Below are 19,506 nucleotides of genomic sequence, written 5' to 3'. Positions count from 1 at the left end.
TCCAAATCAGGTACTCTGTGCCGAGGTCGTGGCAGCAACGAGGTCAGACGATGTCTTTGACCCGATCCCAGGTCCGTTCAAGATGACGCTCCATCACCTCGGCCAGTCGGTCGGCATCGCGCGCCTCAAGTGACACGATCATCTCCTCGTGTTCACCGACAGCTCCTTGCCATTTTTCCAGTTGCTCATTGCCAATAAACCGAATTCGCTTCAGCCGGGACTGGATGGATTCGTGAGTTGAGGTCAGGCAGTCATTGGCCGAGAGCTCGGCGATGGCAGAATGGATAGCCTGGTTCCGTTTGTAATATTCGAGGCGGTTCCTGGCCGCATAGAACGCCATCATTTCATCATGGAGCTTGCGGACTTTGGCAATGTCCATGTCGGGCGCAATCCGGCAAGCCAAGCGCGCCGCCAAGGTCTCAAGGGCGATGAGGACATCGAGCATATTTCGAACGTCCCGCTTGGTCAGCGCACGGACAACCGCCCCGCGGCCGGGGACAAGGTCGATAAGACCCTCGCTCGCTATAAATTTCAGGGCTTCACGCAATGGTGTTCTTGAAACGCCAAGCGCTGCCCCGACCTGGCCCTCGTGAATCCTCGCTCCCGGTAGAAGCTGCCCCTCAATGATCATGTCTCTCAAGCGGCCAACGAGCGCATCGTGCAGTGACCGACGATATACGGGCACGACGTCGTCGAGATTCGAAGAGGTTTGCATTTGGACTATCCGTTCAAACTGGTTTCGAGAGGCATTAGGCATCCTCGCCTGCCCTTGTCATCATAGCGCCGTTAATTTTAAAATACATTACACCTGCATACAGAATATCAGTATTTTCTCCAAAATCTCACGTTAGAGTGTCCCCTGGAACTGGCCAATGAGGCATTCCTAACTAAGCCGCCTGTTGGGCAAGTTGAGTTTCAAATTCTTCCGGCGATCGATAGCCAAGCGCCGAATGCAGCCGCTTGGCATTATAGATTTCGTCGATGAACCTTGGCAATCCGGTTGCCACGTCACCAAACGTCTCATAGCCAACGGTAGAGATGTCTTCGACCTTCAGTGCTTTCATGAAGCTCTCGGCTTGAGCGTTATGATATGGATTGCCGACGGCACTCATAGAGCCACTCAGACCAGTTTGTTCGAGTGCCCTCTGATAGGTCTCACTCGCATATTGGGCAGATTCAAGCGGTCATCGCAACACCTCATACCAGGAGGTGCTTATGGCTACAGGCGTCGAGAATGACCGCCAGATAACAGAAACCAGAGGCAATCCGGATGTATGTGAAGTCGGCAACCCAGACCATATTGGGCCAAAGCAGCGATGGCGCGCACTGCCCGCCCGTCATCGCGTACGAGTAAGCGCCTCCAATTTTGGAGGATACACAAAGAATCCGATTTGGTTCCCAGTGTGCGATGCTTGGACGTGTTGGCGAGATAAAAACCAATAGCCTCGCAAGCTGCTGCAGAGCGCTGATTTCACTCACCCTCAATATCTGAAGTTCCAGCAATTCCCGGGATACGATCGCGATCCGAAGCAGGCACCAGCAAATTAATATTCAGCGCTTGACCAGCCGCGCCACCAAGCCGCGAAAACCGAATGGCAACCAAACCATTTGAATATTGATCTGATCTGACGCAAATGCACTGTTGCTCAGGAAATTCTCCAGTCCTTTCCGGTCAAATGTTTGCCAGGTTTCTGGACCGATGAATTGCAATCTCCTCATAGAAGAGCAATCCGTTGCATAGATTGCCATCGTTCCGCCTGGGCGCAGGACTCGGCGGGCTTCCGCCAAGGCTGTTCCGATAGGCGAACAGAAATAGATAACGTTGACAGCAAGAATCTTGTCCACCGAGGCGCTTTCCAAGGGCAACTGCTCGAAGGTGCCCTGGATTAGTTTCAACATTCCATCTTCAATTGCGGCTCGATTTCGAGACCCGGCCCGACTAATCATTGTCGGTGATCGGTCCACCCCGGTGATCGTACCGCTGCGCGCAAGTTTAGACATTTTCTTGAGTGCCCAACCCGGCCCAAATCCTATTTCGAGCACATCGTCCTGTTCTTTAATATCCAACAGCTCGATAGCCCGCTTGTTAGGCAGGCGGTTTATCAGCTCCATGATTGCGCCGGCCACACGCCCACACATACCCTCCGGCATAGAAAACTGTCGCGCAATAAAGTTGTGCAGGCCCAGCAGGCCTAAATCATCAAGTGTTTCAGCAACTACCGCCTGCGTTGATGCAAAATAAGTTTGCCGGCTATATATATCTTGAGGGGCAAGACCGTCGTCACCGCTGCATGTTTCGTTCCTCGGAACCAATGGTACTACGGGTAGTTTCTGGGCTTTTTCATCTAACATCAATTATTGCTTCCGGTAAAAATCAGATAATGGCTGGCGATGTTTACATTCACATCGCCACTTCCATACCATTTTGTAAACGTTCGCGCGCAATGCAAGAATGCTAAAGTTCGAGCTAACATTAGCATCCAGACGACTTAACTATTGAAGACATGGTCGGGGAGATAGAGCTGTCACTTTTTCGCAGCTTCGTGTGAAAATCGCTAGCAAAAGACCGCTTACGGCGTCATTTCGCCCCGAGCCGGAACCGACCCGTCGTGCCTCCCGCCGCAGGCAGGCGCCGCTGCTGCCGCGCCTAAGCTCAGCCCGTGCCCGCTTATCCGCGATAGCGCTCTGCGAGAACGGGCGTCGGCAAGACCGCGGCCTTGAACACCGCAAGCTGAGCGTCGGTGAGTCGATCGAGGAGCCCCGTGTCCGCGAGGGCCGGCACACAAACCACCTCGCCCTGCGCAAGCCCGGCGAGCGCCCCGGTCACGATGTCCTCGGGCGACATCATCGGGGGTAGCTTGCTGGTATCGATGCCCTGCAATTTATGGAATTCGGTATCGACACGCCCAGGCAGGCCTGCACCCGCACGCCGGTGCCCGTGAGCTCTCCCGCGAGTACCTGGGTAAAGGTGAGCATGAAGCTCTTCGCTGCCGCATAGGTCGCCCGATGCGGCAGCGGATCTGGCGGCAGGGTGCCGCTCAGCGCAAGCAGGGATGCGACGTTTATGATGCCGCCGCCGCCACGCCGGATCATGCCCGGCACCACCGCGCGCGTGAGACGCGCCACGGCGCGCACATGAATATCGATGAGATCGTCCAGCGTATTCGGATCGAGGGAGGCGAAAGGCCGGTAACCGCCGAAACCGGCATTGTTCACAAGGAGCGACAGTGCATCGTCCTCGGCCAGGCGTGCCTCGAGTTCGGCAAGCGCGCCCTTGTCGGTGAGATTCGCGCCGATGACCTCGGCCCGTGCACCGGTGTCGCGCCGCAACCGCTCGGCAAGCGCTTCCAGGCGGTCGCGCCGCCGCGCCACCAGAAGAAGGTCATGACCGGCCGCCGCGAGCCGCTCGGCGAATACCATTCCGATCCCGGCCGAGGCGCCCGTGACGCAGGACCGAGGACGGCTGGCAATGGTAGGAGACGCCATAGGACCATCCTATTCTTGTGATCTGGACAAAAGGTTTCCGATCCACAAACGGAGTGTGCCTCAAAACAATAGCGATGGGAACCCCGACACCGCCCTGGTTAGGCTGCTTCAATGAACGACCGCCTTCCACCCCGAGCGGCCCTTCGGGTCGATAGGGCCAATAACCATGGTCGGTAGCGTTACGAAAATTTTAAGGTAGCTCATCAAAGTCCGGCGCTGAGCACGATCAAATAGCTGGGAATCTAAACCCCGGCCTCATCGAAATAAGGCTTGAGATATCTCAGGTAGAAATCAATCAAACTGTTGGCGATGTACTGAATGCGGCCGGTGTGTTGAGTTTCTTCAGCAATTGATCCATTTTTCCATCTGCGGTTGACCATAGCTGATCGAGATAAGGCGATGATCAATAGAAGGTTTTCGTGAAGTAAGCGGCTCAGCTCCAAATGGCAAAGTGGATCAATCCTGTGCAGAAATCAACACCCGGATCATCCCGGCGCCTGACGCTCGGTGCCGACAAGGCTTACGACAGCGCCGACTTCGTCGAGGATCTGCGCCAGGCCTGCGTCGCTCCGCATGTTGCTCAAAAGGCCAGGTCATCGGCAATCGACGGGCGCACCACGCGGCATCCGGGCTATGCAACATCGCAACGATGCCGCAAGAAGATCGAGGAAACCTTCGGTTGGGCGAAAACTGTCGGGCCAATGGCGCAAACCATGCTGCGTGGCGTCAAGCATGTCGGCGCCCAGTTCACCCTCACCATGGCTGCCTGCAATCTCGCACGGCTGCCAAGGTTGATAGACGCGTAATACATAACCGCCCATAGGCATCAGCGAATGAAAGGATAAAAGCGCTCAAAACCACGCGATCTGCAAGGGCGTTTTCAGCCCGGCTTTCGTCGACTGTGACATAGGGGGAAGAGATGATTAGGTTTTCGTGTTAAATTATAAAACAAATTCAACATGATAATAGACGCTGCAAAAAAGCGGTTCACGCCGCCATGTACGTAAGTTATTAACAGCGCTGTGTGACATCGAGATATTTTGATGAGTGATGCAGTTCTGGATTATCTGTCGGCCCACGGTCCGTCGCTTACAAGCGACGTGACACAGTACCTGATCGACGCCCACGGCTTGAAACCAGATGCTGCTAGGCAACGTGTTTCTCGGACCCGTACCGCAATCAAACGTCTCGCGTACATCACTTTCCCGCGCAAGGCCCGCTTCATCTATTTGCAGCAGCACTACGGCTCTCCGCAATATTGGGAGAAACTCGTCGACGCGCTCATCAGGACACGTTCGGCATATGGATTGGCAATCGAGTCGATTTTGCAACGCGGCGGGCTCATTCCAGCAAAGCACTTTCCGATCGCGTGTGGCGCTCCGATCATGCAGGCACGGCATCTGTCACCAGACACGATCTTCAATCGGCTGAAGCAAGCCCAACTATTGGACAAGGTCCTTGTGAGCGGTCTGGGTGAATGCATCGTGTTCACCCAATACGAGGGCCGCTACGAGTCCCTGGCTCAAGATGTCCGAGCCAGACTGATCACCGAGTCCGTCCTGTTGAAAGCCATCAGCGACTGGAGCAGAAAGCTCGGTCTCGTCAGCTACGAAAAGGTGGCCACACGCGATGGAGAACAAATCCCAAGGGTTGGCACATTTGCGTGGGATCTCACGGCTCCTTCTTACCTAAGCTTTTTAACGAAGGGTGATGGCGAGAAACAGAAGCCAGGGTTTGTCGCCTGCGATATTCTGCTTGGCGAAGAGATTGGTGTTGGGGGAATCCGGCCGTTCCTTCAAAAATGCCACTCGTTGCGAGCCTTGCGAAACGTCGGGCCAACAATCCAGATGTTCGTTGCGGATTCCTTTTCTCATGACGCGTTCATGCTCGCCAAGCAAAATGGGATAATTCCGGCAACACCTGGGAATTTGTTCGGGGAAGAAATCGCTGCCGGGCTAAAGGAACTGACCAGCGTGCTCCGCCAAGCCGCAACGTCTGCGATAGAACCTGAGAAATTCGACGAGCTTTTCAGCAAGCTCGGTAAGATCGAAGGCGCGGCCACACAACTTCGCGGTACGTTGTTCGAATACCTCGCCGCAGATATCGTTCGGAAAACCATTTCCTGGGACATCAAGATGAACCGCATCTTCAAGGACGATACGAACAAGAAGCAAGCGGAAGTCGATGTAGTGGCCGTCAATGGCAACTCCTCGATCCATCTCATCGAATGCAAGGGCTATAGCCCCTATGGCGAGATTCGGGACGGGGAGTTCAAACGATGGTTACAGCACAATGTGCCGACGGCCTTCAGTGCCATCAAAAACCACCCGGATTGGAAGAGCCTGGAAGTCCACTTTGAATTCTGGGCGACTGGATCACTGTCTGCGGAGGCATTAGAAATGTTCGACGTCGCAAAGAAAACGGTCAAACCGAGCCGATATACGCTCGGCTTGAAACTCGCTCCGGCTATCCTTGCCATGTGCAAGCAGACGAACGACAAGGGCCTGACCACAGCTTTTCAAAAGCACTATATGAAAGCATGAGCAATTATCATACTGACCAATACTTAGATACAAAGATTGGTCAGTATGATAATGTTTGTTGCCAGTGACCAGAGTTTGTATATAATCTTCGGTCAGGAAGTAGGATAGCTATGCCGGATCCCACATCGGACACTCTCGAACGCGTTCACCAAAGGATTGCCGGCGCGGCACCTTCGGGCGTTTGGTCGCGCGCCGATTTCCTGGATATCGCAACACCGAACGCCGTCGAAAAGGCCCTGCAGAGGCTGACGAGCCGCGGCGACATCCGGCGTCCTCATCGGGGCCTCTATGACAAGCCGGGTATCAGCCAGTTGACCGGCAAGATGGTGTTTCCGCCACGCGCCTCATTCATCGATGTGATCGCACGGCGCGACAAGCTTCGTGTTTGCGTCGACGGCATGACGGCTGCCAATGATCTTGGCCTGACGACGGCCGTTCCAGCCCGGTCCACGATCTATGCGGACACATACCCTCGAACCATCGAGATCGAGGCCAATGCCGGCGACGCAAAGGCCACAAAACCGGTCATCTATATCTTGGACTTCAAGCGCATTTCGGCAAAGACCGCATTCTGGGCCGGCCGGCCGGCAATGCGGGTGATACAGGCCCTCCACTGGTTTCGCGATGAGCGATCCAATCTGGAGACCGTTGTCGATGGTATCGTCCGTTACATGGCACGAAGCCCGCACAGGCAGCCGATTATCGAGGATCTGCGCGAAAACATCCACGCCATCCCTGCCTGGATGTACCAGGCTATAGAAACGATAACACGCGACCCGCGGCCCCCGGTGGATGAAAACGCTCCAACGGACCAGGATGGGAAAGCTGAACATGCGCCAGAGCTTCATTGACGTCCTTCGCTCAAGCGCTGACGAACGGAGAGCACTATTCTCCGCCGCTGCGTCCGATCTGGAGACGCGAGCCGAGAATATCGAGAAGGATCTCTACGTCTGCTGGGTACTCGACTTCCTGTTCAACCGAAGGCTGGACGATTCAATCGGCCTCTATTTCAAGGGCGGCACCAGCCTCAGCAAAGCGTACGGCCTGATCCAGCGTTTCTCCGAGGACATCGACATCGGCATTTACAAGGCGGACCTGAAAGTTCCGCTCGAGGCCGACATTGCGGCGCTCTCCTCCGTCACTCAGCAACAGAAGGCACTGGCGGAACAGGTGGACGAAGCGGCGCGCCATTACATTTCCGAGCCACTGAAAAGCTCACTGGAGGAGGAAATCGCTGCGGTCGAAGGAGAGATCGGACAGACGGGACATTTCTCGCTCGGCTTCGGGTACGATTCCTACCGGAAGAAGGAGGCGCTCGACGTTCTGGTGCTCGGATACAGAAGCGTCTTTGATACAAGCGGCGGCTATGTTGAGGCGGCGGTGCGCATCGAAGGCGGGGCACGCCCGGATCCCGTGCCAGCCGAGACGCGGCAGATTATACCCTACATCGCATCGGAAATGCCCGCCGGTTCGGATCTCGCGATCTCCAACGTGATGACCGTCAAGCCCGAGCGGACGTTCTGGGAAAAGGTCCTCATCCTTCATGCCATGACGGAAATGACGGAGAAGCGAAACGCGGATCAGAATGCGGAAAGAAAGGTCCCAGACCTCAATCGATACTCGCGCCACTACTACGATGTTCACCAGATCTGGAACAACCCCGACTACGGGAAGACGACCGCATCCATGCTCGATCTTGCCGAAGCGTGCCGGCAGCACAAGAAACTGATGTTCCGCGCACCGGACCATCGATATGATCGGGCAGTACCCGGCAGTTTCCGGCTCGTGCCGACGACCGATATGCGCAAGAAACTGGCGAGCGACTACGAAAGAATGTCGGCGATGATCTTTGCGACGCCGCCTGAGTTCCAGGCTGTCATGACAAGCATCGAGGATCTGGAGAGGTTTCTCAACGAGGAGCGATGACGGTTGATCACGCAGATCGAGACAAGGCCGGGGTCGCGCGACCCGATTTCCGTCGCAATCATCCTGCTTGCGGCCGGTAGAGCGAGCCGCATGGGTGTGGGCGGGCCGCACAAGCTGCTGGCCGAATTCGCTGGCGTGCCCCTCGTGCGCCGATCTGCCGAACGGGCTGTTTCAAGCAGCGCCAACTCTTTGACGGTTGTCACCGGTTACAGGCACGAGGAGATCGAGGCCGCCTTCGCGCTGGATCTTACCGTTGATCGCCATCATTGAGGATCCAAGCACGGTGCGGCGCTGCTTTTCGAACAAGCTTGGCCAGACGACGACATTGGCAACGCCCGTTTCATCCTCGATGTCATGAACATGATCCCCTTGGCACTACCGGGTTTCTGCCGGACGAGGACAAGGCCAGATGTCATGAACCAGCGACCATCGCGGGCCAAGGTTGCCTCAGCGCGGGTGACGATGTTTCGCCGAATGAGATCCTCTCGCAGGAAGCTGACAGGATGGGCACGCAGCGTCACGCCGGTATGGCCATAGTCCTCGACGACATTGGCGCATTCGGTCATCTGCCGAAGCGTCACATCCGGCTCCTGCTGTTCGGCAATCATCGCCTGCTCGCGATCGGCCGCCGCTGCAAACAAGGGGAGTGGTTCATCGCGCAAGGCCTTGATCGCCCACAGCGCATCGCGCTTTCCTGAAACAGCGGCACGCCCAACGTCTTGCCAAGAACAGCCTCGAGTTCCGGCTTCGGATAGACAACCGCCTCCTTGCTTTCGCGCCTCCGAAGATAGGGATGCACCATGTCACCCTGGATCGGATCGGGGCGAACGATCGCCACCTGGATGACCAGGTCGTAATAGGTCTGGGGTTTTAGCCGTGGCAACATCGATATCTGCGCGCGCGATTCGATCTGGAACGTGCCGAGCGTGTCGGCCTTGCGGATCATCGCGTAGGTCGGCGGATATTCCGGCTCGATGGTGGTGAGATCCAACGTTATCCCCTTGTGCTCCTGCAAAAGGGGATAACGTTGGCCATGCAGGTGAGCATTCCCAAGGCAAGCACGTCGACCTTCATGAATTTCAACGCCTCGATATCGTCCTTGTCCCATTCGATCGTTTGTCGATCCTGCATGCGCGCCTGTTCGATCGGCACCAGTTCGTCGAGCTGGTCGTTGGTCAAAACGAAGCCGCCGGGGTGTTGACCGAGATGACGGGGTGCGCCCATCAGTTGCTGCTCCAGCCCCAGCCGCCTGCCGACAACGCCGTGATCATGTCTTCGGGCAGGCCGAGCACCTTGCCGACATCGCGAAGCGCGCCCTTGGCGCGGTAGCGAGTAACGGTCGCGCAAAGGGCAGTCTTTTGCCGGCCATAGGTTTTGTAAATCCACTGGATCACCTCTTCGCGTCTGGCATGTTCAAAATCGACGTCGATGTCAGGCGGCTCGTTGCGCTCGGCTGAGATAAAGCGTTCGAACAGCAGATCGTTGGCGGCTGGATCGATCGCAGTGATCCCCAGCACATAACAGACGGCGGAATTGGCAGCACTTCTACGACCCTGGCAGAGGATATCCTGAGATCGCGCAAAGCGGACGATGCTGTAGACGGTCAGGAAGTAAATGGATTGGAAACTTCGCCTTGACCCGCATTGGATAGGAGGACGGCAATGTGTAATCTCTATAACGTGACGACCTCGCGCAACGCGGTTCTGCAATTTACAAAGGCGTTCCGGGATCGAGCCGGCTGGAATGAAGCCTCCTTCGATGTTTATCCAGGCTATCAGGCGCCGGTTGTCGGCGTTGCCGAGGACGGACAGCGCGAGATTGCCCACGCGACCTGGGGGATGCCGTCACCGCCAGCCTATGTGAAAAATTACGATCCCGGCGTCACCAATATCCGCAATGTGAACTCGCCCCACTGGCGCCGATGGCTTGGCCCGACCAGCCGCTGCGTCGTTCCGTTCACGTCTTTTGCCGAACCGAATCCAGCCAGCAAGGTGGAGGGCTGGCGTGTGCCGAACGCCTGGTTCGCTGGCAACGAAGATCGGCCGCTGATGTTTTTCGCGGGTTTCTGGACGCCTTGGAAGGGCGTGCGGAAAGTCAGGGATGGGCGAGCAGGAATATGAACTCTTCGGATTTCTGACGACCTCCCCCCACGAAATTGTCTCGCCGATTCATCAAAAGGCCATGCCCGCCATCCTTACCACACCTGAAGAAGTCGAGACCTGGCTGACAGCACCGTGGGATGAGGCCCGTCATCTACAGCGCCCGCTACCGGGCAACATGCTGGTGATTGTCCCACCACAGGCCAAACCGAAGCCGGACGAGGAAGGTCTGCTGCTTTGATTGGCCTGCCCCCACGAGGCGATCCGGGTTCAATGTTAGTGGAGACTTGGTCTTGAAGTGCTTGGGAATTGTGGTCCAGGCCTGGCGTTAGCCTCCAGCTTGGATTCGAGCCTTTGAGGGCATCGAAGTTCTTGCTCCACCAGCATATTCTGCTGGCGTCAAATAGCCAAGGGCCGTGTGAGGCCGGCTCTCATTATATTCCTTTCTCCAGTCCTCAATCCGGGTCTTTGCTTCGGACATCGTTTCGAACCAATGCAGGTTCAGGCACTCGTCCCGCAATGAGCCATTGAAGGTTTCAATAAAGGCGTTGTCGGTCGGCGTGCCTGGGCGCGAGAAGTCTATTTGGACCTTGTGGTGATAGGCCCAAAGATCAACCAGACGGCCCGTGAATTCACTGCCATTATCGGCATAAAGCCGTTCCGGAGCCTTGCGGGAACGGCTCAATCGATTGAGCACGTCGACCACATGTTCTGCCCGCAGACGATGGCCGACTTCGATCGCCAAAGCTTCCCGGGTAAAGACATCGACAACTGTTAATGCGCGGATCTTCTGTCCGTTCGTGAGCTGGTCATGAACAAAGTCCAATGCCCATGCCTGATTGGGTTTCAAAGGCAGGACCTTTTCTTCCCGGTGCGTCGCCATCTTCCGGCGACGCGGTCTTTTCGTTTTTAAAACAAGACCTTCCTCACGATAAAGCCGATAGATCAGATTGCGGCCTGCAGGCCAGCCTTCACGCCGCAGCATGACATGAACACGTCTGTACCCATAACGAATGCGCGTGCGGACAATCTCATGCATGCGCTGGCGAAGCTCCGTTCGAGGATCACGCCGGCTGGGTTTGCGCTGGGTTGAACGATGCTGGCATGTCAGAGCACAGGCCCGGCGCTCGCTGTAGCCGTGATATGCCGTCACATAGGCAACAACCTGTTTCATGAGCGCTGGCCCGGGAACTTTTTTGACAGAACATCCTGCAGAACAGCTTTGTCCAAACTCAGCTCCGCCACCAGTTTCTTCAACCGCGCGTTCTCTTCCAGAACCTGTTTGAGTTCCCGCACCTGATCGGATTCAAGCCCTGCATACTGCTTCTTCCAGCGGTAAAACGTCTGTTCCGATATGCCGACATGCCGGATCAGATCGGCAACCGGCAGGCCAAACTCCGCCTGCTTCAGCACTGAGACAATCTGCGCAACAGAAAAACGAGGTTTCTTCATCGGTAGTTCTCCTTATCAACATCACAAACTGAACCGGAAAACTAACAACAAACATGGACCACTCTAAAAATGTCACCTCAATGGAATAGTGCCCCTGTTTGAGGGGTAATGCTCATCCAAATGGGACCCCTTTGTTTTGGGGTTAGAGTGTCTTCGGATTTACCGGAGGCCAGGTTTGGATGCTTGTAGTGGAAACGATTGCCAAGATACGCCGTCTATCCCTGGTTCAGGGCAAATCGATCAAACAGATTTGCCGGGAACTGAAGATATCGCGCAAAGTGGTGCGCAAGGTTCTGCGTTCGGATCAGACAGAATTTCACTATGAGCGCCAGCACCAGCCCATGCCCAGAATTGGCCCATGGCGAGGAGAATTGGATCGTCTTCTGACAGCAAACGCGTCCAAGTCACCTCGTGAGCGGCTGACGCTGATCCGGATTTATGAAGAGCTTCGCGCACAGGGGTATGATGGCAGCTACTCCACGGTTCGCCGCTATGGCCGGGCCTTTGAGAAGGAGCGTGGCCGAGCATCTGCGGAAGCTTATGTTCCGCTGATCTTTGCACCTGGAGAAGCCTATCAGTTCGATTGGTCACACGAGATCGTCATCGTGAACGGGGCGACGATGACAGTGAAAGTTGCGCATGTGCGGCTGTGCCATAGCCGGATGTTCTATGTCCGGGCCTATCCCCGGGAGAGCCAGGAGATGGTGTTCGACGCCCATGATAAGGCATTTGCCTTTTTCAAGGGAACATGCACGCGCGGGATTTATGACAATATGCGCACGGCCGTTGATGCGGTCTTTGTCGGCAAGGAACGCAAGTTCAATCGGCGCTTTGTGCAGATGTGCAGCCACCACCTTATCGAGCCGACGGCCTGCACGCCGGCTGCTGGATGGGAGAAAGGTCAGGTGGAGAACCAGGTAGGACTGGTGCGCGAACGGTTTTACACCGCGCCTGCGCTTCAAGACACTGGAAGACCTCAACGCCTGGCTTGTGGATAAATGCATAGCCTATGCCAAAATCCATCCGCACCCGGAAGTGCCGGAACAGACGATCTGGCAGGCATTGGAAGCGGAACGCAGCAGCCTTGTGCCCTATGCCGGCCGGTTCGACGGCTTTCATTGTGTCCCAGCCTCGGTATCGAAGACGTGTCTGGTTCGTTTTGACAACAACAAATACTCTGTCCTTTCCAGTGCTGTCGGCCGACCAGTGGAGATCCAGGCCTATGCCGAGCGGATCATCATTCGGCAGGATGGTGCCATTGTTGGTGAACATGATCGTGTCTTTGGCCGCGGCATCACGGTTTTTGATCCCTGGCACTATGTACCGGTTCTGGCCCGCAAACCCGGTGCGCTGAGGAACGGCGCACCATTCAAGGATTGGATCCTGCCATCGGCCATGGAGAAGATCCGCCGCCGACTTAAACAAGTCGATAACGGTGACAAACAGATGGTCAGCATCCTCTCCTGTGTTTTGACCGATGGCCTGCCAGCCGTCGAAGCCGCCTGTCAGGAAGCGCTCGCACACAGCGTCTTCTCAGCCGCAGTCATCATCAACATTCTAACCCGCAGCCGCGATCCGGCTCCAACGGTGACGCTTCTCACCCCCCACGCACTTCGTCTGACCCATGAACCGGTCGCCGATTGCGCCCGCTACGACAGTTTACGGAGGACAGACCACCATGGAACGCACGCAGGTTCTGGATTTGATGAGCGAACTCAAACTTTACGGGATGCGCTCTGCCTATGACGAGATCATGGGCAATGCGATCAAACGTCAGCATGAGTCGCCCAAGATTGTCGGTGATCTGCTGCAATCGGAGATTGCCGAGAAACAAGCCCGGTCCATTCGATATCAGCTAACTGTCGCCAAACTGCCGCTGGCCAAGGATATTGAAGACTTTGATTTTACCGGAACGCCCGTCAATGAGGGGTTGATCCGGGAACTCACCGCAGGAACCTTCGTATCCGATCAGCGCAACATCGTACTGGTTGGCGGCACGGGAACGGGCAAATCCCATCTGGCCATCGCCATTGCCCGTGCACTCATCCGCTCAGGCACGCGTGGCCGCTTCTTCAACGTCGTCGATCTCGTCAATCGGCTTGAGATCGAGACCCGCAGCGGTAAACAGGGCCGTATTGCCGACCACCTGACGCGGCTTGATTTTGTCGTTCTTGACGAACTGGGTTACCTGCCGTTCGCCCAGGCTGGCGGACAGCTGCTCTTTCATCTTATCAGCCAGCTCTATGAGCGCACGTCCATCATCGTCACTACGAACCTTGCCTTCGGTGAATGGCCAACCGTATTCGGTGATGCCAAGATGACCACGGCCCTGCTCGACCGGCTCACGCATCATTGCGAAATCATCGAGACTGGAAATGAATCCTGGCGCTTCAAAAACCGCTCTCAAAGCTGAAGTCCAGAATCCAAACTCATCCACACCCGATCAGGCTGCGCAACACAAAACAGCTGCGCCCGATCGGGTGTTCGCCATCGTGCCCAGACCAACCAAGAAAGGGGTCCCTTTTGGGTGCACATCTGGGGTCCCGGTTCCTTGATCATTGACATCATATCGGCAATCGCGGATTTAATGTCTTTATCGACGCTTGTGGTTGACGTTGAACCGAATGAGCCAATGAAATTGGCGCAGTCCAATCTGGGTGAAGGCGGGAGTTGCATTTGATCGTCAGCGATCAACCGAACAGTAATCGTCACGTCAGCGCTCGTTTCAAGTGCGGTTCCCGTAATCTCCCTCTAGCCCATCAAGGCATGGACATCACCCAGCGATAATAGCGCGCCAGGTATGTAAAACGGTAAAAAGACGGTTGCACCCGGACTCACTGCAGGACATCGCGGTTGAGGGTCGGTGACCAAGGACCAGTATGTCGCCGACATCAGCACTGAGCGTTGCATGTCGGCTCGCCCGAGACCGTTGCACGCAAGATCGCCAATACGGTGCGCCTTCCTTCAAGGTCATTCTCGACACTTTGCGTTAGCGAGAAGCATCAGGACTGAGAGACGTTTCCGCTCTGATGAAAGCCTGGTTGTCAGTTCAAATCCTTTCAAGAAGGACCGAGTGTCTCGTTAGGCTTCGCAATTGCTCTCCGGTTCCAAGGCAGTTTGTCCTATCTTTGTCAGACATATTGTCCGGAAAGGTTGCACGTTTCGCTGTTATCTATTTGAAATATCCAGATTTTTTGGTTGGCATGTTCCTTGCTTCACAATGAGATTGGGCTCATGCCGAACCTGTCGGCGGCGAGAAAAAGGTGGGGGACGAAGTGAACATGTACAACGAAGGCCTTGTCATTGCGCGGTTGTTCCTGGGCGTGCCGTTCATTGTGTGGGGAATATTGAAGCTGCGGGGTGGCGAAGCCAAATTGGTGCCGGGCCTTCAGGCCTTGGGGCTGCCCGATGCGGTATTCTTCGCTTATCTTATCGGATTCTGCGAGCTCGTCGGCGGACTGGCGGTCGCTCTAGGCTATCCGGTGCGGACGGCAGGCACCTTGCTCGGTCTCTGGTGCCTTGTGACAGGCTATGATGCCCATAAGGGCAATATTACCGAGTTCTTGAAGAACGTGACCATGGCGGGAGGTTTCTTCGCTCTGGCCACCGTTGGGGCAGGCTCGCTTTCGCTTTTCGGCGGCGTTCCTGACGGCATATTCGCATATCTTCCCTAGGAAGCCGGAATGAGCGGCTCGCTGCCGCAGTTTTTGCGTCGAACACTTGCGCTATTCGGCCTTCGGGTGCCTGCACCCGAATTCAACCGTAGAACTGAAGGGAAGCGACAATGGCAAAAGTTCTCGTGCTCTATTACTCCGCTTATGGCCTCATAGAAGCGATGGCCAACGCAATTGTGCAGGGTGCGCGGGAAAGCCGGCGCCACCGTCGACATCAAGCGGGTGCCGGAACTCGTGCCCGCAGAGGTGGCCAGGGCGTCACACTACAAGCTGGATCAGGCCGCGCCGGTCGCCGAGATTGAGGACCTTGCCGACTATGAAGCGATCATCGTCGGCAGCGGCACGCGCTTCGGCCGAATGTCCTCGCAAATGGCTAACTTCCTCGACCAGGCAGGCGGCCTCTGGGCCAAGGGCGCGCTGGTCGGGAAAGTTGGCGGAGCCTTCACCTCGACCGCGACACAGCATGGCGATCAGGAAACCACGCTCTTCTCGATCATCACCAACCTTCTGCATTTCGGCATGACGATCGTCGGCCTCAATTATGGCTTTACGGGGCAGATGAAACTCGACGAGGTTACCGGGGGTACACCCTACGGTGCCACCACGATCACTGGCGACGGCGCCCGTCAGCCAAGTGAGAATGAGTTGGCCGGTGCGCGCTATCAAGGGCGCGCGATCGCCGAAACCGCGATAAAACTGTATGGCTGATCGGGCGGGGTGCGGTGCCGCCGCCAGCGGGGGCCGCCCTCCGTCATCCGCGAGGTCGCGGGCGCTATCGAAGATGTCCAGGGCGACACAGACGCCGAATGTGGACCTTGGGGTTCATTCCGGGTGGCCGCTGCCCAGCAATCCGGAATCCCAGCCGGCAGCGGTCGCGCCCGCATTGTAGGTGGTTTCCAGAAAGGCCAACAGGTCGCGATCGGAATTGCCGGACTGTCGCAAGTCGTCATAGTCGAGAAGGAATTCGCCCATGCCGGCATCCCAGCGCGCGGCCATGGGACCGATCTTCGCGTTCTCGATGCCTTTCGGCTGCGGGTATGTGAAGGAGTAGAATGCGGCTCGCGGATACGAGGCATCTCCCGACCACCACCCCATTTCCATAAATTCCGCGTTCATCGCATTGCGCCGAATAAAGCCAGTGGTCGACGCGGGCGAGACGGATTTGCCGTTGTAGAAAGCCGCTCGGATGTCCAGCGTCCCCCACATCAGTCCAATAGGTTGGGTCTTGCCGGTGAAGCGGCCCTGAAAGACCTGCATGACGCGTTGAGCGCTGAGGAGGATACGCCACCACGCCTGGACGAGATCGCGATCATAGGGGCGCGGCTCCTTGTCCTCGTCGAACGGGACGGGATTGGGGACCTCGTCCGGCAAGAGCGTAATGGAAGTGTCGATCCCGCCCTGGCGAAGTTGATCGAGAAGAGCTTCGACGAATGTGGCGACGGATGTCGGACCCAAGGGCAATCGTCCCGATGCACCCGAACTGGTGAACCACTGGATTTCGTGCGAGATGAAATCAGCGCGGACCTCGTAGTCGCCGCCGACATAGGGGATGGGGCCAGTGGTCAGGCCTCTTGCGCCGAGCCACAACGGTACCTCGGCCCATTGCGCCTGAAAAGACTTCGACAGCTTGAGCTTGCCGACGGCTTGCAGCGCCATGTGGAGAAAATATCGGGTGGGCTCGAATGCGGGGCAAGAAAAGGCCGGCCAGAGATCGGGAGAATGCGCGCCGGTAGCCATGGCTTGTCCTCGTCACCTAATCATTCAGCAGGGATTGCCAGTTTGCCGGAACGCGCCCGGCCGGACCGGGCACAGGCTGGTCTTCCGGATGGGATGCGGGCGGCGCCAGTGCCTCGCCCCTGACTTCAGCGCTGGTCTGAAAGTTCCAGAACCACGTCTCGCCCGGCTCGAAGCTTCTGATGATCGGATGCCCTGTGGCAAGGTAATGCTTGGTCGCATGCTGGTGGGGAGAGCTGTCGCAGCATCCGATGTGACCACATTCGGCACAGCGCCGCAGGTGGAACCACCACGTTCCCGCCAATAGACACTCCTCACAACCAATTCCGGACGGCCTGACGGCTGGATTGATCCCGCGAACTTTCGCTGCCATGGTGGCCCTCTTTGAAGCGCGCTACTTCCCTATGAATTTCTGCAGGTCATTCCTCATGTTATCTGCAGGTCGGGTGCAAGTCCAGCGCAGTTCCGGCTGCCCGACCGGGTTGCGCGTCTTGGCGGGATAAAGGCGCAAATCCGATTGCATCGAGATGCTGTATCCGAAACTCGCGGCCATTCAGGGCGAGAGCCCGGATCGTGCTTGGAGGCAGACCAATCGATCCGCCACTCCGAGACACCCTCTCCTACTGATTTCAATCCTGAACGGTTTCCGGCTTCAAACCGCGCCTGAGCTGTGGTCACTTTTGCGGCGTGTGCGGCCGGGGCAACTGTCACGACAATGCTGTCGCGGAGAGCTTTTTTCAATCTGTTGAAGCGCGAACGCATTCGTCGCAAAACATACAGAACACGAGGCGAAGCAAGGCAGAACGTATTCGACTACATTGAGATGTTTTATAGTCCGCAGCGCAAACATGCTAGAAACGGTATGCTGTCACCGGCACACTTTGAACGGAACCACAAACTGAAGACGCGGGGTGTCTAACAAACTCGGGGCTATTCATTGTCAGCTTTTCACTGGAAACGAATTGTATTTCTTTCTTATTATTGGCAATGGAAAATCCCTCGCCTATATCGTGCCGCAATCATAATTCCGGGCAGATCGTGAGATTGAGTATCGAAGTTCGCTCGCATCAAAGCTGATTTTAGTTTTGACCTGATCCCCGATTTCCCTCCAGTTTTCATGAGAGTCTTGGGTTTCCGCCTCGAGAGCTGCCATCATGACGGGGACGGCAGCTTCGCGCGCCCACTACGGTCGTTCTGGGCATTTGCCATACCCCTCAAAATCAGTCACCTCGATACAATGGAAGAGTCTGTGATCTGCGCGCTTTTGGCTAGATGGATCGCCTTCTTACTGTGCTCGCAAAGGGACATCTTAAATGCTGAAGAACTTGATCTAGACGCTCGGGTGATCAGAAGAACGCCTGAACGCCTCCAGTAACTCGTCAAGTGCGCTTTCAAAATCAACCAGCATTGCTCCCTGTGGGGGCCGCCCTGTGCTTCCATCCTGGGTAGCTACCGCGAGGGCGGCACCATGAGTGTAGTCAACAAGGATATGCGTCCAGCGCAACGAGCGCTGTGAGGGGTGATTGCGTTCGCTCAAGAAGCTCATCAACTCACGGGTTATCCTCTTGGCGTGGTCGGGGAAAACGGCTGGTTGGGTAAAGATCGCCAAGGTCAGAGCGGGGTAGAGCACCACCTTGGCGTAGTAGGCTGTGAGGAGACTGCGGGCGCGTGCGTGTGCATCACCCGTTTCAGGTGCCGCGACATCCGCATATACCCACTCCGCCAGCGACTTGATCAGCCCATCCCGATCCTTGAAGTGGTGATAGATCGTCATTGGATTGATGCCCACACGTGTTGCCAAAGCGCGCATGCTCAAGCCGTCGAGGCCGTCGGCTTTGAGGATGCTCAAAGCCTCGGAAAGAATGCTCTCCGGCAAAACGGTCTCTCCGCCGGCCGGTGGCCGACCTCGCCCCCTTGCTGTCATATCATGACTTCATAATGAGATTGGACCAGTCCGGAAGGGAAAGACCTTGTGCCCTTGTGCGCAAGCGCCACATCACGCTGACCTCTGCCAAAAAGAGGGCGGCCACAACCGAGCAAGATTGGCACCCTCGTGATCACCATATCGCTGATCATGTCGAGCGCGAGGAAAGATTGAATGATGCGTCCTCCATCCACATAGGCATGTCGTGCGCCCTCGGATTGAAGCATTGCCATCGCTTGTTCAGGTGACTCTGCCGAAAAGCGCACTTTTCCTTCGAGCTCGCAGGGCACTGCCTGTCGCGCAAGCCGCGTCGACAAAACCAGGACCGGGCGGGTATAGAACCAGTCTCCCATGCCTCGGACCGCCTCATAGGTGCCTCGCCCCATTACGATAACGTCGATATCGCTTATGAAATCATTATAGCCATGATCCTCGCCAGTTTGGTCGTGCTTTAGCAGCCAATCGATGTCGCCACTTTCGCGGGCGATAAATCCATCAAGGCTCGTTGCGATAAATACGTGTCCGGTGACCATCTTTGTCTCCATTAATTATACAGCGTATAAATAATGGATCTCTAACTAATGTCAACGCGCTCGACGGTCCGCTCTTGCCCGTGCGCATGAGATCCGGTTCAAGGCTCAATACCCGAGCTACGGCGATGTAGGCGC

General features: G+C 56.3%; 18 protein-coding genes and 6 pseudogenes. 11 read left to right on the top strand and 13 right to left on the bottom strand.

Annotated elements, in window-relative coordinates; all coding sequences use genetic code 11:
- Positions 1–43 precede the first annotated feature (43 nt).
- The 5 genes from ACZ5FP_RS25775 to ACZ5FP_RS25755 all read right to left on the bottom strand — a co-directional run bounded on the left by ACZ5FP_RS25775 (position 44) and on the right by ACZ5FP_RS25755 (position 3,486).
- Positions 44–715 carry a GntR family transcriptional regulator gene (locus ACZ5FP_RS25775; protein ID WP_464665325.1) on the bottom strand — a complete coding sequence of 224 codons (672 nt, stop codon included), beginning with the start codon at positions 713–715 and terminating at the stop codon, positions 44–46.
- A gap of 172 nt (positions 716–887) precedes the next feature.
- Positions 888–1,112 carry an integrase core domain-containing protein gene (locus ACZ5FP_RS25770; RefSeq protein ID WP_464665324.1) on the bottom strand — a complete coding sequence of 75 codons (225 nt, stop codon included), beginning with the start codon at positions 1,110–1,112 and terminating at the stop codon, positions 888–890.
- A 439-nt stretch (positions 1,113–1,551) separates the two neighbouring features.
- Positions 1,552–2,352: a class I SAM-dependent methyltransferase gene (locus ACZ5FP_RS25765; protein ID WP_464665323.1), complete on the bottom strand. Its 801-nt coding sequence runs from the start codon at positions 2,350–2,352 to the stop codon at positions 1,552–1,554.
- 316 nt (positions 2,353–2,668) lie between these two features.
- Complete coding sequence (locus ACZ5FP_RS25760) at positions 2,669–2,848, bottom strand: hypothetical protein (protein WP_464665322.1); 180 nt, start codon at positions 2,846–2,848, stop codon at positions 2,669–2,671.
- On the bottom strand, positions 2,845–3,486 hold the full coding sequence (locus tag ACZ5FP_RS25755; RefSeq protein WP_464665321.1) for an SDR family NAD(P)-dependent oxidoreductase: 642 nt from the start codon (positions 3,484–3,486) through the stop codon (positions 2,845–2,847). Before ACZ5FP_RS25755 ends, ACZ5FP_RS25760 begins: the two co-directional genes overlap by 4 nt.
- A gap of 476 nt (positions 3,487–3,962) precedes the next feature.
- On the opposite strand from ACZ5FP_RS25755, the pseudogene ACZ5FP_RS25750 reads away from it, so the two are divergent.
- The 5 genes and pseudogenes from ACZ5FP_RS25750 to ACZ5FP_RS25730 form a co-directional block, all read left to right on the top strand.
- Positions 3,963–4,292 (top strand): annotated as a pseudogene (locus ACZ5FP_RS25750) (transposase); the annotation flags it as partial.
- A gap of 237 nt (positions 4,293–4,529) precedes the next feature.
- The gene (locus ACZ5FP_RS25745) at positions 4,530–6,029 is read left to right on the top strand and encodes a nuclease-related domain-containing protein (RefSeq protein ID WP_464665320.1); all 1,500 of its coding nucleotides are present in this window, start codon (positions 4,530–4,532) and stop codon (positions 6,027–6,029) included.
- A gap of 110 nt (positions 6,030–6,139) precedes the next feature.
- On the top strand, positions 6,140–6,880 hold the full coding sequence (locus ACZ5FP_RS25740; protein ID WP_464665319.1) for a DUF6088 family protein: 741 nt from the start codon (positions 6,140–6,142) through the stop codon (positions 6,878–6,880).
- Positions 6,861–7,955, top strand: coding sequence for a nucleotidyl transferase AbiEii/AbiGii toxin family protein (locus ACZ5FP_RS25735; RefSeq protein ID WP_464665318.1), 1,095 nt, complete (start codon positions 6,861–6,863; stop codon positions 7,953–7,955). The genes ACZ5FP_RS25740 and ACZ5FP_RS25735 overlap by 20 nt, the downstream gene beginning before the upstream one ends.
- Positions 7,956–7,958: 3 nt before the next feature.
- Positions 7,959–8,225, top strand: coding sequence for an NTP transferase domain-containing protein (locus tag ACZ5FP_RS25730; protein WP_464665317.1), 267 nt, complete (start codon positions 7,959–7,961; stop codon positions 8,223–8,225).
- Here the strand turns inward: ACZ5FP_RS25730 and ACZ5FP_RS25725 are convergent.
- From ACZ5FP_RS25725 to ACZ5FP_RS25715, 3 genes and pseudogenes are all read right to left on the bottom strand, one after another.
- Positions 8,219–8,617: a hypothetical protein gene (locus tag ACZ5FP_RS25725; protein WP_464665316.1), complete on the bottom strand. Its 399-nt coding sequence runs from the start codon at positions 8,615–8,617 to the stop codon at positions 8,219–8,221. The two genes, ACZ5FP_RS25730 and ACZ5FP_RS25725, sit on opposite strands and share 7 nt — an antisense overlap.
- On the bottom strand, positions 8,560–8,946 hold the full coding sequence (locus ACZ5FP_RS25720; RefSeq protein WP_464665315.1) for a hypothetical protein: 387 nt from the start codon (positions 8,944–8,946) through the stop codon (positions 8,560–8,562). Before ACZ5FP_RS25720 ends, ACZ5FP_RS25725 begins: the two co-directional genes overlap by 58 nt.
- A gap of 2 nt (positions 8,947–8,948) precedes the next feature.
- A pseudogene (locus ACZ5FP_RS25715) lies at positions 8,949–9,664 on the bottom strand (hypothetical protein).
- On the opposite strand from ACZ5FP_RS25715, the pseudogene ACZ5FP_RS25710 reads away from it, so the two are divergent.
- Positions 9,617–10,295 (top strand): annotated as a pseudogene (locus ACZ5FP_RS25710) (SOS response-associated peptidase). The pseudogenes ACZ5FP_RS25715 and ACZ5FP_RS25710 overlap by 48 nt on opposite strands.
- Positions 10,296–10,382: 87 nt before the next feature.
- On the opposite strand, the gene ACZ5FP_RS25705 reads toward ACZ5FP_RS25710, so the two are convergent.
- A protein-coding gene (locus ACZ5FP_RS25705; RefSeq protein ID WP_464664915.1) for an IS3 family transposase occupies positions 10,383–11,506 on the bottom strand; the annotation gives its coding sequence in 2 pieces (ribosomal slippage) (positions 10,383–11,257 and positions 11,257–11,506; 1,125 coding nt in all).
- Between the two features lie 179 nt (positions 11,507–11,685).
- On the opposite strand from ACZ5FP_RS25705, the pseudogene istA reads away from it, so the two are divergent.
- The 4 genes and pseudogenes from istA to wrbA all read left to right on the top strand — a co-directional run bounded on the left by istA (position 11,686) and on the right by wrbA (position 15,888).
- A pseudogene (istA, locus tag ACZ5FP_RS25700) lies at positions 11,686–13,252 on the top strand (IS21 family transposase).
- On the top strand, positions 13,185–13,919 hold the full coding sequence (gene istB, locus ACZ5FP_RS25695) for an IS21-like element helper ATPase IstB (protein WP_464665314.1): 735 nt from the start codon (positions 13,185–13,187) through the stop codon (positions 13,917–13,919). Before istA ends, istB begins: the two are co-directional and overlap by 68 nt.
- 868 nt (positions 13,920–14,787) lie before the next feature.
- Complete coding sequence (locus tag ACZ5FP_RS25690; protein WP_464665404.1) at positions 14,788–15,180, top strand: DoxX family protein; 393 nt, start codon at positions 14,788–14,790, stop codon at positions 15,178–15,180.
- A gap of 110 nt (positions 15,181–15,290) precedes the next feature.
- Positions 15,291–15,888 (top strand): annotated as a pseudogene (gene wrbA / locus ACZ5FP_RS25685) (NAD(P)H:quinone oxidoreductase).
- Between the two features lie 114 nt (positions 15,889–16,002).
- Here wrbA and ACZ5FP_RS25680 read toward each other — a convergent pair.
- A complete protein-coding gene (locus ACZ5FP_RS25680; protein ID WP_464665313.1) occupies positions 16,003–16,917 on the bottom strand; it encodes a DUF5996 family protein in 915 nt (304 codons plus the stop codon).
- Positions 16,918–16,933: 16 nt separating this feature from the next.
- Positions 16,934–17,287: a UBP-type zinc finger domain-containing protein gene (locus tag ACZ5FP_RS25675; protein WP_464665312.1), complete on the bottom strand. Its 354-nt coding sequence runs from the start codon at positions 17,285–17,287 to the stop codon at positions 16,934–16,936.
- A gap of 323 nt (positions 17,288–17,610) precedes the next feature.
- On the opposite strand from ACZ5FP_RS25675, the pseudogene ACZ5FP_RS25670 reads away from it, so the two are divergent.
- A pseudogene (locus ACZ5FP_RS25670) lies at positions 17,611–17,833 on the top strand (IS3 family transposase); the annotation flags it as partial.
- A gap of 411 nt (positions 17,834–18,244) precedes the next feature.
- Here the strand turns inward: ACZ5FP_RS25670 and ACZ5FP_RS25665 are convergent.
- Together ACZ5FP_RS25665 and ACZ5FP_RS25660 are read right to left on the bottom strand one after the other, a co-directional pair.
- Positions 18,245–18,790, bottom strand: a complete 546-nt coding sequence (locus ACZ5FP_RS25665; RefSeq protein WP_464665311.1) for a TetR/AcrR family transcriptional regulator — start codon at positions 18,788–18,790, stop codon at positions 18,245–18,247.
- 44 nt (positions 18,791–18,834) lie between these two features.
- Positions 18,835–19,371 (bottom strand): dihydrofolate reductase family protein, encoded by a 537-nt coding sequence (locus ACZ5FP_RS25660; protein ID WP_464665310.1) that lies wholly within the window; start codon positions 19,369–19,371, stop codon positions 18,835–18,837.
- Positions 19,372–19,506 lie beyond the last annotated feature (135 nt).

Source organism: Phyllobacterium sp. T2-21 (genome assembly GCF_055378485.1).
The sequence above is the reverse complement of the archived record's forward strand: the minus strand, read 5'-3'. Positions and strand labels throughout refer to the sequence as shown.